This is a genomic window from Paracoccus ravus (genome assembly GCF_004522175.1).
Taxonomy (GTDB): domain Bacteria; phylum Pseudomonadota; class Alphaproteobacteria; order Rhodobacterales; family Rhodobacteraceae; genus Paracoccus; species Paracoccus ravus.
Genome location: NZ_SDEB01000008.1, coordinates 115,732 through 128,322, shown reverse-complemented (window position 1 = coordinate 128,322; position 12,591 = coordinate 115,732). Strand labels below are relative to the sequence as shown.

Genomic DNA, 12,591 nt, shown 5'->3' with positions numbered 1-12,591 from the left:
CTACATCCGCCCGCTGAAGTAATCGTCATGGACCGCATTCGCGATGGCCGAGATCTCGCCGATGAACCACGTCAGGAACTCGTGCAGCCCCTCGTCAAAGATCGCGTCGATATCGCGCGCCATCAGGGCGTCCAGCGTCTGGCGGGCCTGCGCCGAGGCCGAGGACGGCACCTGATCGCCATAGCGCCGCGCCAGCCCGTCGAGATTCCACACCGCCTCGTAAAGCGAGGTCAGAAGCGATCGCGGGCTTTCCCCGTTCAAGATCAGGAAATCCGCCACCTTATGCGCGGTGACATCGCCACCATAGGCCCAGTGGTATGCCCGATGCGCGGAAAGCGCGCGCAGGATCACCTGCCATTGGTAATTGTCGAGGCCAGATCCGACGAATTCGATCCGGGGCAAGAGGACGAAATATTTCACATCAAGCAGGCGCGAGGTCGCGTCCGCGCGCTCCAGAGAATAACCGAGGTTGATGAAATGCCAGCCGTCATTGCGCAACTGACTGGCATTGATCGCGCCGCGCACGGTCGCGCCGTGGCGCGTGGTGAAATCGGTCAGAAGCGCGGTGTCGATCTGGCTGCGGGGCCGGTTCTTGAGTTGCCGCAACTCCTGAAAGGCGGTATTCAGCGCATCCCAGACTTGGCTTGTCAGCGCCGTGCGGATGATCCGCCCGCCCTCGCGCGCGCGCTCGATACAAGAGGCAACCGACGAGGGGTTCTCGGCGTCAAAGAATAGCCAGGATTCGATATTCTCCTGGTTGATCTGGCTGTCGTAATGCTCGGCGAAGGTATGTTGCGACCCCGACGCGCGCAAAAGCGATTCCCATTCATTGCGGTAGCCCTCGGGGGTGTTGGGCAAGAGCGTGATCCTTGCACCCACATCCAGAAGGCGCGCGGCGGTCTCGGCACGCTCCAGATGTCGGCCCATCCAGAACAGGTTGGCTGCGGTGCGGCTGAGCATGTGGCCTCCTTATTCCGTCAAGACCCAGGTGTCCTTGACCCCGCCGCCCTGCGAGGAATTCACCACCAGAGAGCCCTCGCGCAGCGCCACCCGCGTCAAACCGCCGGGCACCAGTTCGACCCGGTCGCCGCAAAGGCAATAGGGCCGCAGATCGACATGGCGCGGCGCAATCCCCTCATCGACAAAGGTCGGGCTGGTCGAAAGCGCGAGCGTCGGCTGGGCGATGTAATTGCCGGGATTGGCCTTGATGCGCAGGGCGAATTCCTCGATCTCGGCCTTGCTGGCCTTGGGTCCGATCAGCATGCCGTAGCCGCCCGAGCCATGCACCTCCTTGACCACGAGATCCTTGAGGTTCTCCATGACATAGCGGTAATCGTCATCCTTCCAGAGCGTCCAGGTATGGACATTCTGCAAGAGCGGCTCTTCGCCCAGATAGAAGCGCACCATTTCGGGGACATAGGTATAGACCGCCTTGTCATCGGCGACGCCTGCTCCCGGCGCCGAGGCAATAGACACCCCGCCCGAGCGATAGACATCCATCAGCCCCGGCACGCCCAGCATGGAATCCTTGCGAAAGCACAGCGGATCAAGGAAAGGGTCGTCGATGCGGCGATAGATCACGTCCACGCGCTTTGGCCCCTGCGTCGTGCGCATGTAGACAAAGCCGCCATCGACAAACAGGTCGCTGCCCTCGACCAGTTCCACGCCCATCAGGTTCGCAAGGAAGCTGTGCTCGTAATAGGCGCTGTTGAAATGGCCGGGCGTGAGGATCACGACCGTCGGCGTGCCCTCGCATTTCGCCGGCGCGACCGAGGCCAGCGTGCGGCGCAGAAGTTCGGGATATTGGTCCACCGGCTCGATGCGGTTGTTGCGGAAGAGCCCGGGGAACATGCGCATCATGATTTCGCGGTTTTCCAGCATGTAGCTGACGCCGGACGGGGTTCGGCAATTGTCCTCGAGGACAAAGAAATCGTCGCGCCCGGTGCGTACGATGTCGATGCCGACGATATGCGAGAAAACGCCGCGCGGCGGGACGATGCCGACCACCGCCTTTTCATAGGCCTCGTTCTGATAGACGAGGCGCGCCGGGATGCGCCCCGCGCGGACGATTTCGCCCCGCGAATAGACGTCGCGCAGAAAGGCGTTCAGCGCACGGGCGCGCTGCTTGATGCCGCGTTCGAGCCGGCGCCATTCACTTTGCAGGAAAACCCGCGGCATCATGTCGAAGGGGATCAGCCGGTCCGGATCGCCCCCCTCGCCATAGACGGCGAAGGTGATCCCGATGCGGCGGAACAGCGCCTCGGCCTCGGCCTGTTTCATCTGCCGGATCTCGGCAGGCATGGTTTCGACCCAGTCGGACAACATCGCATAGGGCGCGCGAACGGCACCTTCTTCGATCATTTCATTGTAATACATTCCAAGGTTTTCCCTCACCTCTTGCCCATGATCTTCGCAATCAGGCCGTCAGTGTCCATCAGGCCAACAGAAAAGATCGCGGGAAGTTCCCCGATGCCGCATCGGACGGCAGTCCCTGCCCTGCAAACCGGCAGAAGGCTGTCGGCCCGTCCCGATCGGCAAGTTACGATTTCCTAATCTTTTCGTCGTAACCCTCAAAAAAAATTGTCATCCAGAGGGCCGCCATGCAATTGAACCTGTTTCCGCAAAGCGATGGTGTCACCATCCAAGTCGACGAGCGAAGGATCGACGCCGCCATCGCATTGGCCTTCAAGGACCGGATCAGGAGCCTGGTCGCGCATGGCGGTGACCGGGTGGTTCTGGACCTCTCCGCGGTCGAATTCATGGACAGTTCCGGCCTCGGGGCCATTATAGCGATCTACAAATCCATGCCTGCGGGACGAAGCTTTTCGCTGATCGGCCTGACACCCAATGTCGAACGCGTGTTTCGCCTGACCCGCATGGACAGCGTGATTGCCATTCGGCCCGCCTCGGATACAGGCCAGACGGCCGAACGGCGGGTGGAATGACAGGCGGGACCGAACAATGCCGCCTCTACAAGATGGATCCGGACCGACAGCCGGTGATGCACCGGCAGTTTCGCGCGGATCCATCGACCGTGCGCGACACGCTGATCTTCATGCGCGAACAATTCGCCGGCAGCGCTTCGCCCGAGGTTCTGTCCAGGCTCGAACTCGCCTTGGCCGAAACGCTGAACAATGTCTGCCAGCATGGCGACCCGGTCTTGGACAGCGGCCGGGTACGGCCTGACGGTCCCCCGCTGATCCATCTCTGGATCGTGCGGCATGTCGGCGGCATCGCTTGCGCCGTCACCGATGACGGCATCCCCCTGCCCGCGGACTGCCTTGCCCCAAGGGCCCTGCGCGAATTGTCCCTGATCTCAGAGGACAGCCTTGCCTTGCCCGAGGGCGGCTTCGGCTGGTTCCTGATCCAGAATGTCGCAAGCTCGCTCAGCTATTTCCGTGAAGGGCCGCGAAACTTCCTCGCCTTCACGATACCCGTCGCCGAGACCCAATTGCCCATCGTGCCAACGGCAGCCGCGGAACAGGCTCAGGTCTAGGCAAGTGGCCCCTGACCTGATCCCCGAGGCGACAGGCCCGAAGGGAACGCCGAACGCGATAGCCGCAAATCGTGACGACGCATCGGCCTTGGGCAGGTCTTGGACACGGCAAGACGCGTGACGGTGGTGCCTGGGACAAGGTTGGCCGCTTCTTTGCGCAGACCGCTCTGTGGCGGGAGCAGGTCGGGCCTGACCGGACGCGCCGCGTTGATCGATGCGCCTAAACAACCGACTGATTTCGCCCTGCAGCCGGGTCGGTCCATTGAGTTGCAAGGTGGCGCACCCCCTCATCCCACGGCATTCGCAGCCATTCGCGTGGAAACGCCCTTCGACGCGGATCGGCGTGCAACAGAGATCGGCGCGCGACGACGCGACCCTATCCGCCGCTAGCGCGCCGGAAGCCCAAGCGACACGGCCTCTACGTTGGGACAGCCGGTCGACAATCTCTTCACGATGACCCAGAAAATACCGAGCCCGAGCCGCGCGACACGAAAACAATAGCTGCTGCTACACCGTCAAATGATATCTGGCTGCGATGATCATCGCCTCATGCCGAATGTCCACGGACCTTAGTTCAGGCCAAATTGCAGCGGGTAGAAACCGTCACGGAATTCCCCGAACATCACATCGACCTCGGGATGATCCAGCGGCTCGCCAGAACTGTCTGGAACTAAGTTCTGCTCGGAAACATAGGCGACGTAATAGGTGGCGTCGGTCTCGGCATAGAGATGATAGAACGGCTGATCCTTGGCCGGGCGCGCCTCTTCGGGAATGGATTCGTACCATTCCTCTGTATTGGCGAATTCCGGATCGACATCGAAAATCACCCCGCGAAACGGGTGCTCGCGGTGACGGACAACTTGCCCGAGGTTGTATTTCGCCGTTCTTGCCGGGATCCGCATCGTGCTATTCCTTCTGCACCGCGCTCTTAACGCGGCATGCCCCGACTGTCCACAACCGGCCGTCCCCCGCCGCGCCCCGTGCGGATTGCGCAAAAAAGCGCCCGAATCCTGACGTCCGGCGCGCTTGCTGCGCTCACCAAGCGCCATCCGCATGACAGATCGCCTCGCGCCCCTGATCTGTCAGCAGGTGGATATTGCCATCCTCGAACAGAACGGCGCTCAGGTCACGCCCATATGCCGCGCCGGTATCGACCGCCAGTCGGTTGCTGAAATGCGTCACCTGATCGACCACGGTATGGCCATGCACGATGAGTTTGCCGTGATCCGTCCGGTCGTCAAGAAAGCCGTGACGTATCCAGACCAGATCATCCTCGGCCTGCCGCTCGATGGGGATGCCAGGGCGGATGCCGGCATGGACGATAATGGCTTCCGGCAGAGCATGCCACAAAGGCAGACGGTCCAGCCAATCGGCATGGGCCGGCGGAACCGCCCGCAGCAAGGCCTCGTGCAATTCGGCATGGCTGCGGCCCGCGAGATCGACGCCATAGGATGCCAGTGTCTGCGCTGCCCCCAGATTGGGATGGTCCAGCCAGTGCCGCCGCGAGGCAAGGCCCTGATCGATCCAGCCCGGATCTGCCAGAAACCGCGACAAGAACCGGTCGTGATTGCCCTTGAGCACGATCCAGGGCCTGCCGTCCATCTGGCCCCGCATCAGATATTCCACGACGCCCCGAGAATCCGGACCGCGGTCGATCAGATCGCCCACATGCACGATCTGGCCGCCGCCGCCATGTGCAGCATCATCCCGGGCGATCCGCGCATGGACCGCCTTCAGCAGGTCCAGATGGCCATGAATATCGCCGATGACATAGCTGCGCATGAGTAACTCCGAATGACAAAGCCCCCGGAGGTTACTCCGGGGGCTGGCAGGCGCAAGCGAAGCGATCAGACTTCGAAATTGATCGGCCGAACCTGAACGAACTTGCCGGTGGCGCGCAGCGCCTCAATGACCTCGGGCTTCAGTTCCTCGTCCAGATAGAGGATCGCGATCGCGTCATCCGCGGCCTTGGTACGGCCAAGGGTGAAGTTCGCGATGTTCACGCCCAGATCGCCCAGCGTCGTGCCCAGAGCGCCGATCACGCCCGGAACGTCCTTGTTGCGGGTGTAAAGCATGTGCTGGCCGATCTCGGCATCGACATTGATGCCCCGGATCTGGATGAAGCGCGGCTTGCCGTCGCTGAAGACCGTGCCCGCAATCGAACGCTCACGGGTCTCGGTGACCACGGTCGCCTTGATATAGCCGTCGAACACGCCGGTCTTGCCCTGCGTCGTGGTCGCAACCTGCACGCCGCGCTCGGCGGCCATGACCGGGGCCGAGACCATGTTCACGTCGGGATTGGTCGCCTTCATCACGCCCGAAATCACCGCGGCATTCAGCGCCTTCAGGTTCATTTCCGAGGCGACGCCATCGTAAAGCACATTGATCGCCTTGATCGGCTCATCGGTCATCTGGCCGATGAAGGCACCCAGATGCCCGGCGAGCTTGATCCAGGGCCCCATGACGGCGGCTTCCTCGGCGGTGACCGAAGGCATGTTCAGCGCGTTCTGCACGGCGCCGGTCAACAGGTAATCCGCCATCTGCTCGGCGACCTGCAGGGCCACGTTTTCCTGAGCCTCATTGGTCGAGGCACCCAGATGCGGCGTCACGACCACGTTCGGCAGGCCGAAAAGCGGGCTTTCGGTTGCCGGCTCGGTCGCGAAAACATCCAGAGCAGCACCGGCGACATGGCCCGATTTCAGCAGCTCGGCCAAAGCCTCCTCGTCGATCAGACCGCCGCGCGCGGCATTGACGATGCGCACACCCTTCTTGGTCTTGGCGAGGTTCTCGCGCGACAGGATGTTCTTGGTCTTCTCGGTCAGCGGAACGTGCAGCGTGATGAAATCGGCCTTGGCAAGCATCTCGTCCAGCTCGACCTTCTTCACGCCCAGTTCCAGTGCGCGCTCTTCCGACAGGAAGGGATCATAGGCCAGGACCTTCATGCGCAGGCCGAGGGCGCGGTCGATCACGATCGAGCCGATATTGCCCGCGCCGATGATGCCGAGGGTCTTGTTGAAGACCTCGACGCCCATGAAGCGGTTCTTCTCCCATTTCCCGGCATGGGTCGAGGCCGAGGCCTCGGGCAGTTGACGCGCAACGGCGAACATCAGCGCGATGGCGTGCTCGGCGGTGGTGACGCTATTGCCGAAGGGCGTGTTCATCACGATCACGCCCTTCTTCGAGGCGGCGGGGATCTCGACATTATCGACGCCGATCCCGGCGCGGCCGATGACCTTCAGATTGGTCGCGCTTTCCAAGAGCTTCGCGGTCACCTTGGTGGCCGAGCGGATCGCGAGGCCGTCATATTGGCCGATGATCTCGGCCAGCTTTTCCTTGTCCTTGCCGACATCGGGCAGGTAATCCACCTCGACGCCACGGTCGCGGAAGATCTGGACCGCGGTTTCCGAAAGCTTGTCCGAAACGAGAACCTTGGGCATTTTTCTATCCTCTGGATATGCGGGGTCGGCGTCGCGCCGCGCGCACCGCAAGTCAGCTTCTTTCTTGTCTAAATATCCCGGGGGTCCGGGGGCAGCGCCCCCGGTCCGGTCAGATCAATCAGGCCTCGACGGCCTGAGCTTCGATCTCGGCGTTGAAGGCATATTCGATCCACGGCATCAGCGCCGCGACATCGGATGCCTCGACGGTCGAGCCGCACCAGATGCGCAGGCCGGCCGGCGCGTCGCGATAGGCACCGGCGTCCAGCGCCACGCCCTCTTTTTCCAGACGCTTGGCGACCGCCTTGGCGAAAGCCGCACCGTCCTTGATGCGCGGGTCGGTGAATTTCAGACAGACCGAGGTCGTCGAGGCCGTCGCCGGGTCCACGGCCAGATCAGTGATCCAGTCCTTGCCCGCGATGAAATCGCGCACGGCTGCCGAGTTGGCATTGGCGCGGGCTTCCAGACCCTTCTGACCACCCAAAGTTTGCGCCCATTTCAGCGCAACGAGGTAATCTTCGACGCAAAGCATCGAGGGCGTGTTGATCGTCTCGCCCTTGAAGATGCCCTCGATCAGCTTGCCGCCCTTGGTCATGCGGAAGATCTTGGGCAGCGGCCATGCCGGGGTGTAGCTTTCCAGACGGGCGACGGCGCGGGGCGACAGGATCAGGACGCCATGCGCGCCCTCGCCGCCCAGAACCTTCTGCCAGCTGAAGGTCACGACATCGAGCTTGTCGAAGGGCAGATCCATCGCGAAAGCGGCCGAGGTCGCGTCGCAGATGGTCAGACCTTCGCGGTCGGCCGGGATCCTGTCGCCATTCGGAACGCGAACGCCCGAGGTGGTGCCGTTCCACGTGAAGACCACGTCATTGTTGAAATCGACTTCGGCGAAATCGACGATTTCACCATAGGGGGCCTTGCGGGTCGTGGCGTCCAGTTTCAGCTGTTTCACGACATCGGTGACCCAGCCTTCGCCAAAGCTTTCCCATGCCAACATCTCGACATGGCGCGGGCCCAAGAGCGACCACAGCGCCATTTCGACGGCACCGGTATCGGAGGCCGGAACGATGCCGATGCGATAATCAGCGGGAACGCCAAGGACTTCGCGGGTCAGGTCGATGGCTTCGGCAAGTTTCGACTTGCCGATCGCTGCACGGTGCGAGCGGCCCAGAGGCGCATCAGCAAGCATGTCGAGCGAGAAATTCGGAATCTTCGCGCAGGGGCCCGAAGAGAAGCGCGGATTGACCGGGCGCGCAGCCGGAGCAGTCATGCTCATATGTGTAGCCTTCCAGCTAGATAGCGCCGCGTTGGGGCGGCGTGTCCCGCTGACGGCCATATAACCCGCCCATGATTCAGGCAAGAATTTTTTCCAGGGTGACGCAAAAGATTTTAATCCGCCCTGTTCGATTGAAGCCGGGGCGCGCTTTGGCTAGTCCTGCGCGCAACTATCTGCTGCGGAGGCCCCATGTTCACCATCACCGTCCTTGCCGCCCCTGATCGCGCCAATCTCGCAACCGCGCTTGTCGACGAATTGCGGCAGGACTGGAATGGCGGCCATGTCCTCTGGCTCAATCAGGGAATCGCTGCGGAATTTCCGGTTGAAACCCTGCCCGCAGATTTCTGGAACATCTGGGCGATCCTGCAAGCCAAGGGCTTCGATCTGGCGATCCAGCCGACGCAAGGACGCCGCAAATCGGTCCTGCTGGCGGATATGGATTCGACCATGATCCGGCAGGAATGCATCGACGAACTGGCCGATTTCGCGGGCGTGGGCGAGCGTGTCGCCGCCATCACCGCACAGGCGATGAATGGCGAGTTGAATTTCCACGAGGCGCTGATCGCCCGCGTCGGCCTGCTCGCGGGGCTTTCGGAATCGGTGATCGGCGAGGTGCTCGAAAGCCGGATCACCTTGGCCCCGGGGGGCAAGGAACTGGTCGCGACCATGCGCGCGCAAGGTGCCTATACGGCATTGGTCTCGGGCGGCTTCACCGTCTTTACCGGCCCGGTTTCGGCCGCGCTCGGCTTTGACGAACATCGCGCGAATGACCTTCTGGCCGATGAGGGCGTGCTGACCGGCCATGTCGGATTGCCAATCCTGGGCCGCGAAGCCAAGGTCGAGGCGCTCGAAACCATCACCGCCGCACGCGGCCTGACCCCGGCCGACGCGATGGCCGTGGGCGATGGCGCGAATGATCTCGGTATGTTGCAGCTTGCGGGCAGCGGCGTCGCGCTTCATGCCAAGCCGGTCGTCGCTGAACAGGTCGCGCTGCGGATCAATCACGCCGATCTCACCGCGCTGCTCTATCTTCAGGGCTATGCCGCCGACGAGTTCATCTGCTGAGCATTGCCGGGGCGTGACGCGCATTCACGGGACCGCGAACTTGCGAATGCGACCATTCGATGACAGAAGCGGGTCATGAACCTTCGCTACAAAGCCCTGTCTGTCCATCTTCTGACCGCGACCGGCGCGGTCCTCTCCATGCTTGCATTGCTGGCCGCCGCCGATGGCGAATGGTCACTGATGTTCCTGTGGTTGGTGATCGCCCTGATCGTCGACGGGATCGACGGGCCTCTGGCCCGGCGCTACCATGTCCGGGTCAACTGGCCGACCTATGACGGGGTCCTGATGGATCTCATCATCGACTATCTGACCTATGTGTTCATCCCGGCCTATGCGCTGTTCAAATCCGGCCTCTTGCCGGGCTGGACGGGCTGGATCGCGATCATCGCCATCACCTATGGCAGCGTGATCTATTTCGTCGATACGCGGATGAAGACCAAGGATTATTCCTTTGCCGGCTTTCCGGCCTGCTGGAACATGGTGGTGCTGGTCCTTTTCGCGCTCGAGCCGAATTTCTGGATCATTCTCTTCGTCGTGGTCGCGCTCACGGCGACCATGTTCAGCAATGTGAAATTCATCCATCCTGTCCGCACCCGGCGCTGGCGCGCGATCTCGCTGCCGGTGACGATGGCCTGGGTCGGCTTTGCGGTCTGGGCCGTGCTGGTCAATTTCCACCCCGACAGCCTGGCCCGGTGGGGGTTGCTGCTGACCTCGCTCTGGCTGAGCTGTGCGGGCTTTCTGCAGCAGCTGACCGAGAAGCGGGCTTGAACACGGCTTTCTTTGGTTGAAAAGCTGTCTCTCAGGATGCCTTGGGGGACATATGATGCTTGAACGATTCCTTGCTGCTGCGGCTTTGGCCGCCCTGTCGGCCTCGGCCGGCTGGGCCGCCTCGGACCGGATCACTCTGGGCATGGTGCTTGAGCCGCCAAACCTGGACCCGACGGGCAATGCGGCCGCCGCCATCGACGAGGTTGTCTATGCCAATCTGTTCGAGGGTCTGACCCGGATCGGCCCGGATGGCAGCGTCGCGCCGGGGCTCGCATCGTCCTGGGATGTGACCGAGGGGGGCGCGAGCTATGTATTCCACCTGCGCCCCGGTGTCAGCTTCCATGACGGCACCGGTTTTGACGCGCAGGACGTGATCTTTTCGCTCGACCGCGCACGCGGAGCCGACAGCACGAATGCGCAGAAGGCCCTGTTCGAGGGGATAGACAAGGTCGAGGCGGTCGATCCACAGACCGTCCGGGTGACGCTGAAAGCGCCCGATGGCGGCTTTCCCTTCAAGATGGCCTGGGGCGACGCGGTGATGGTCGCGCCCGAAAGCGCCGCGTCGAACGCGACTAAGCCCGTCGGCACGGGACCGTTCCGCTTCGAGGAATGGGGACAGGGCAACCATATCACCCTGACCGCCTTCGACGGCTATTGGGGCGAAAAGCCCATGCTCAAATCCGCGACCTTCCGCTTTGTCCCGGACCCGAGTGCCGCCTATGCCGCGATCATGGCCGGTGATATCGACGCTTTCCCGATCTATCCCGCGCCCGAGACACTGGCGCAGATCGAGGCCGATCCCCGCTTCAAGGTGCTTGTCGGCACCACCGAAGGCGAGACGATTCTCGCGATGAATCACAAGCATCCCGCCCTTGCCGATATCAAGGTCCGCGAGGCCATTGCCCACGCGCTGAACCGCAGCGAGATCATCGAAGGCGCGATGTTCGGCTATGGTACGCCGATCGGCACGCATTTCGCCCCCCACAATCCCGATTATGTCGATCTGACGGCGAAATCGGGCCATGACCCAGAGCGGGCCAAGGCGCTTCTGGCCGAGGCCGGGGCCGAAAACCTGACGCTGCGGCTTGCCCTGCCGCCGACGCCCTATGCGCGCCGGGGCGGTGAAATCATTCAGGCCGAACTGGCAGCGGTCGGGATCAAGACCGAGATCACGAATATGGAATGGGCCCAATGGCTTGAGCAGGTGTTCAAGAATGCCGATTTCGACCTGACGGTGATCAGCCATGTCGAGCCGATGGATATCGGGATCTATGCCCGCGACGGATATTACTTCAATTATGCCAATCAGGAATTTGCACGCGTGATGGCGGAACTCGGGGCCGCGACCGAGCCGGCTGCCCGCTCGGACCTGCTGAAAAAGGCGCAGGAAATTCTTGCCGATGATTATGCCAATGGCTTCCTGTTCCAACTGGCCAAAACCGGCGTGGCCAAGGCCGGGATCGAGGGACTTTGGGAAAACGCTCCCATGCCGGCCAATGACCTGACCAAGGTACGCTGGAGCGAATAAGCGCGGGGGGCGCTGCCTCAGTTCTTCAGGACGATGCAGCGCCCGCCGAAACTCCGCAGCCGCGTGCAGAAGGCAAAGGCCTCATTGCGTGAGGAATAGCCGATCTGCGCGGTATAGACCCGGCGCGGCCCACCCGAGATCTTGCGCCGCACATAGCTGACGCGCTTGCCGCCAAGGATCGGGCGCAGGGTCTTGTTCAGGCGCGAGACCTGGCTGTTCACGCCCGCCTGGCTGGGATGGGTCGCGACGATCACGCCCCAGGGCCAGACCCGCTCGGGTGTCGTGAATTCACGCAGCTTGCGGCTCGCGGCCAGATCCATGCAGGCGGGCAGAAACTCGCGCTTTTTGTCCAGCCGCAGGTCGGTTTCCTTGGGCGGGCTGTCGCGCCAGCTTGCGGCAGTCAGGCCAGTGATCGCCTGGACGTAGTCCTGCGTCTCCCAGGGCAGGCCGCCCCCGCCCGAGATGAAGCGCGCGGCCCTGTTCTCGCCGCCGTTATAGGCCACGGCGGCCAGCCCGATATTGCCGAAACCATCGGTCAGGTTGCGCAGGTAGCGGGCCGAGGCGACGATGGCCTTTGCCGGGTTGAAAGGATCGTCCAGCCCGACCATCTTGGCCGTTCCCGGCATGAACTGCGCGATTCCCATGGCCCCGACCGGGCTGACCGCGCTCGGCTCGAACAGGCTTTCCTTCCACAAGAGACGGGCAAAGAAATGCGGGTCCAAGCCATTGTGACCTGCCGCCCGCTCGATGGCGCTGCAAACATCGGGGACGTAATTCGCGACCGAGATGCAAAACACCCCATCATCGGTGCAGCGCCGCTTGCTGGGATCGGCGGGCGTCGGGGAAGCAACCGGCACCTTTGAAACGATCGGTGCCCGCATCCCGTTCACGGCGTCCAGCGCCTCATAGGCCGGGGCCTGAGTGGCGACGAAAAGGGCGGCAAGGGCAAGAACCAGACGACGCATGGGCTACTCGGAACGGAGGGAGACGCAGTGATATCAGGAACACAACCGCCTTGAAACCG

At 62.5% G+C, this 12,591-nt stretch carries 12 protein-coding genes; 5 read left to right on the top strand and 7 right to left on the bottom strand.

Annotation, left to right across the window (positions count from 1 at the left end):
- Together ESZ60_RS09135 and ESZ60_RS09130 are read right to left on the bottom strand one after the other, a co-directional pair.
- The gene (locus tag ESZ60_RS09135) at positions 1 to 960 is read right to left on the bottom strand and encodes an alpha-E domain-containing protein (RefSeq protein ID WP_134680260.1); all 960 of its coding nucleotides are present in this window, start codon (positions 958 to 960) and stop codon (positions 1 to 3) included.
- Between the two features lie 9 nt (positions 961 to 969).
- Positions 970 to 2,376, bottom strand: a complete 1,407-nt coding sequence (locus ESZ60_RS09130; protein ID WP_134680259.1) for a circularly permuted type 2 ATP-grasp protein — start codon at positions 2,374 to 2,376, stop codon at positions 970 to 972.
- A gap of 224 nt (positions 2,377 to 2,600) precedes the next feature.
- Here ESZ60_RS09130 and ESZ60_RS09125 point away from each other — a divergent pair, with 224 nt between their 5' ends.
- Together ESZ60_RS09125 and ESZ60_RS09120 are read left to right on the top strand one after the other, a co-directional pair.
- Positions 2,601 to 2,945: an STAS domain-containing protein gene (locus ESZ60_RS09125; protein WP_134680258.1), complete on the top strand. Its 345-nt coding sequence runs from the start codon at positions 2,601 to 2,603 to the stop codon at positions 2,943 to 2,945.
- Entirely contained in the window at positions 2,942 to 3,496 is a 555-nt protein-coding gene (locus ESZ60_RS09120) for an ATP-binding protein (protein WP_134680257.1), read from the top strand. Before ESZ60_RS09125 ends, ESZ60_RS09120 begins: the two co-directional genes overlap by 4 nt.
- 569 nt (positions 3,497 to 4,065) lie before the next feature.
- On the opposite strand, the gene hspQ is transcribed toward ESZ60_RS09120, so the two are convergent.
- From hspQ to ESZ60_RS09100, 4 genes are all read right to left on the bottom strand, one after another.
- Positions 4,066 to 4,398 (bottom strand): heat shock protein HspQ, encoded by a 333-nt coding sequence (hspQ, locus tag ESZ60_RS09115; protein ID WP_134680256.1) that lies wholly within the window; start codon positions 4,396 to 4,398, stop codon positions 4,066 to 4,068.
- 133 nt (positions 4,399 to 4,531) lie between these two features.
- The gene (locus ESZ60_RS09110) at positions 4,532 to 5,278 is read right to left on the bottom strand and encodes a metallophosphoesterase (protein WP_134680255.1); all 747 of its coding nucleotides are present in this window, start codon (positions 5,276 to 5,278) and stop codon (positions 4,532 to 4,534) included.
- A 65-nt stretch (positions 5,279 to 5,343) separates the two neighbouring features.
- The gene (serA, locus tag ESZ60_RS09105) at positions 5,344 to 6,933 is read right to left on the bottom strand and encodes a phosphoglycerate dehydrogenase (RefSeq protein WP_134680254.1); all 1,590 of its coding nucleotides are present in this window, start codon (positions 6,931 to 6,933) and stop codon (positions 5,344 to 5,346) included.
- 118 nt (positions 6,934 to 7,051) lie between these two features.
- A complete protein-coding gene (locus ESZ60_RS09100; protein WP_134680253.1) occupies positions 7,052 to 8,206 on the bottom strand; it encodes a phosphoserine transaminase in 1,155 nt (384 codons plus the stop codon).
- A gap of 189 nt (positions 8,207 to 8,395) precedes the next feature.
- Here ESZ60_RS09100 and serB point away from each other — a divergent pair, with 189 nt between their 5' ends.
- The 3 genes from serB to ESZ60_RS09085 all read left to right on the top strand — a co-directional run bounded on the left by serB (position 8,396) and on the right by ESZ60_RS09085 (position 11,567).
- On the top strand, positions 8,396 to 9,271 hold the full coding sequence (gene serB, locus ESZ60_RS09095) for a phosphoserine phosphatase SerB (protein WP_134680252.1): 876 nt from the start codon (positions 8,396 to 8,398) through the stop codon (positions 9,269 to 9,271).
- Between the two features lie 75 nt (positions 9,272 to 9,346).
- Positions 9,347 to 10,039 carry a CDP-alcohol phosphatidyltransferase family protein gene (locus tag ESZ60_RS09090; RefSeq protein ID WP_134680251.1) on the top strand — a complete coding sequence of 231 codons (693 nt, stop codon included), beginning with the start codon at positions 9,347 to 9,349 and terminating at the stop codon, positions 10,037 to 10,039.
- Between the two features lie 52 nt (positions 10,040 to 10,091).
- Positions 10,092 to 11,567 (top strand): ABC transporter substrate-binding protein, encoded by a 1,476-nt coding sequence (locus ESZ60_RS09085; protein WP_425331315.1) that lies wholly within the window; start codon positions 10,092 to 10,094, stop codon positions 11,565 to 11,567.
- 17 nt (positions 11,568 to 11,584) lie between these two features.
- Here ESZ60_RS09085 and ESZ60_RS09080 read toward each other — a convergent pair whose 3' ends face one another.
- Positions 11,585 to 12,532 (bottom strand): lytic transglycosylase domain-containing protein, encoded by a 948-nt coding sequence (locus tag ESZ60_RS09080; RefSeq protein ID WP_134680250.1) that lies wholly within the window; start codon positions 12,530 to 12,532, stop codon positions 11,585 to 11,587.
- Between the last annotated feature and the right edge of the window lie 59 nt (positions 12,533 to 12,591).

Excerpts from the sequence above, each read along its gene's own strand:
- ESZ60_RS09085 (WP_425331315.1), top strand. The coding sequence starts at position 10,092 with ATGATGCTTGAACGATTCCTTGCTGCTGCGGCTTTGGCCGCCCTGTCG.
- ESZ60_RS09080 (WP_134680250.1), bottom strand. The coding sequence starts at position 12,532 with ATGCGTCGTCTGGTTCTTGCCCTTGCCGCCCTTTTCGTCGCCACTCAG.
- ESZ60_RS09130 (WP_134680259.1), bottom strand. The coding sequence starts at position 2,376 with ATGTATTACAATGAAATGATCGAAGAAGGTGCCGTTCGCGCGCCCTAT.
- ESZ60_RS09100 (WP_134680253.1), bottom strand. The coding sequence starts at position 8,206 with ATGAGCATGACTGCTCCGGCTGCGCGCCCGGTCAATCCGCGCTTCTCT.
- ESZ60_RS09135 (WP_134680260.1), bottom strand. The coding sequence starts at position 960 with ATGCTCAGCCGCACCGCAGCCAACCTGTTCTGGATGGGCCGACATCTG.
- hspQ (WP_134680256.1), bottom strand. The coding sequence starts at position 4,398 with ATGCGGATCCCGGCAAGAACGGCGAAATACAACCTCGGGCAAGTTGTC.
- ESZ60_RS09120 (WP_134680257.1), top strand. The coding sequence starts at position 2,942 with ATGACAGGCGGGACCGAACAATGCCGCCTCTACAAGATGGATCCGGAC.
- ESZ60_RS09110 (WP_134680255.1), bottom strand. The coding sequence starts at position 5,278 with ATGCGCAGCTATGTCATCGGCGATATTCATGGCCATCTGGACCTGCTG.
- ESZ60_RS09090 (WP_134680251.1), top strand. The coding sequence starts at position 9,347 with ATGAACCTTCGCTACAAAGCCCTGTCTGTCCATCTTCTGACCGCGACC.
- serA (WP_134680254.1), bottom strand. The coding sequence starts at position 6,933 with ATGCCCAAGGTTCTCGTTTCGGACAAGCTTTCGGAAACCGCGGTCCAG.
- ESZ60_RS09125 (WP_134680258.1), top strand. The coding sequence starts at position 2,601 with ATGCAATTGAACCTGTTTCCGCAAAGCGATGGTGTCACCATCCAAGTC.
- serB (WP_134680252.1), top strand. The coding sequence starts at position 8,396 with ATGTTCACCATCACCGTCCTTGCCGCCCCTGATCGCGCCAATCTCGCA.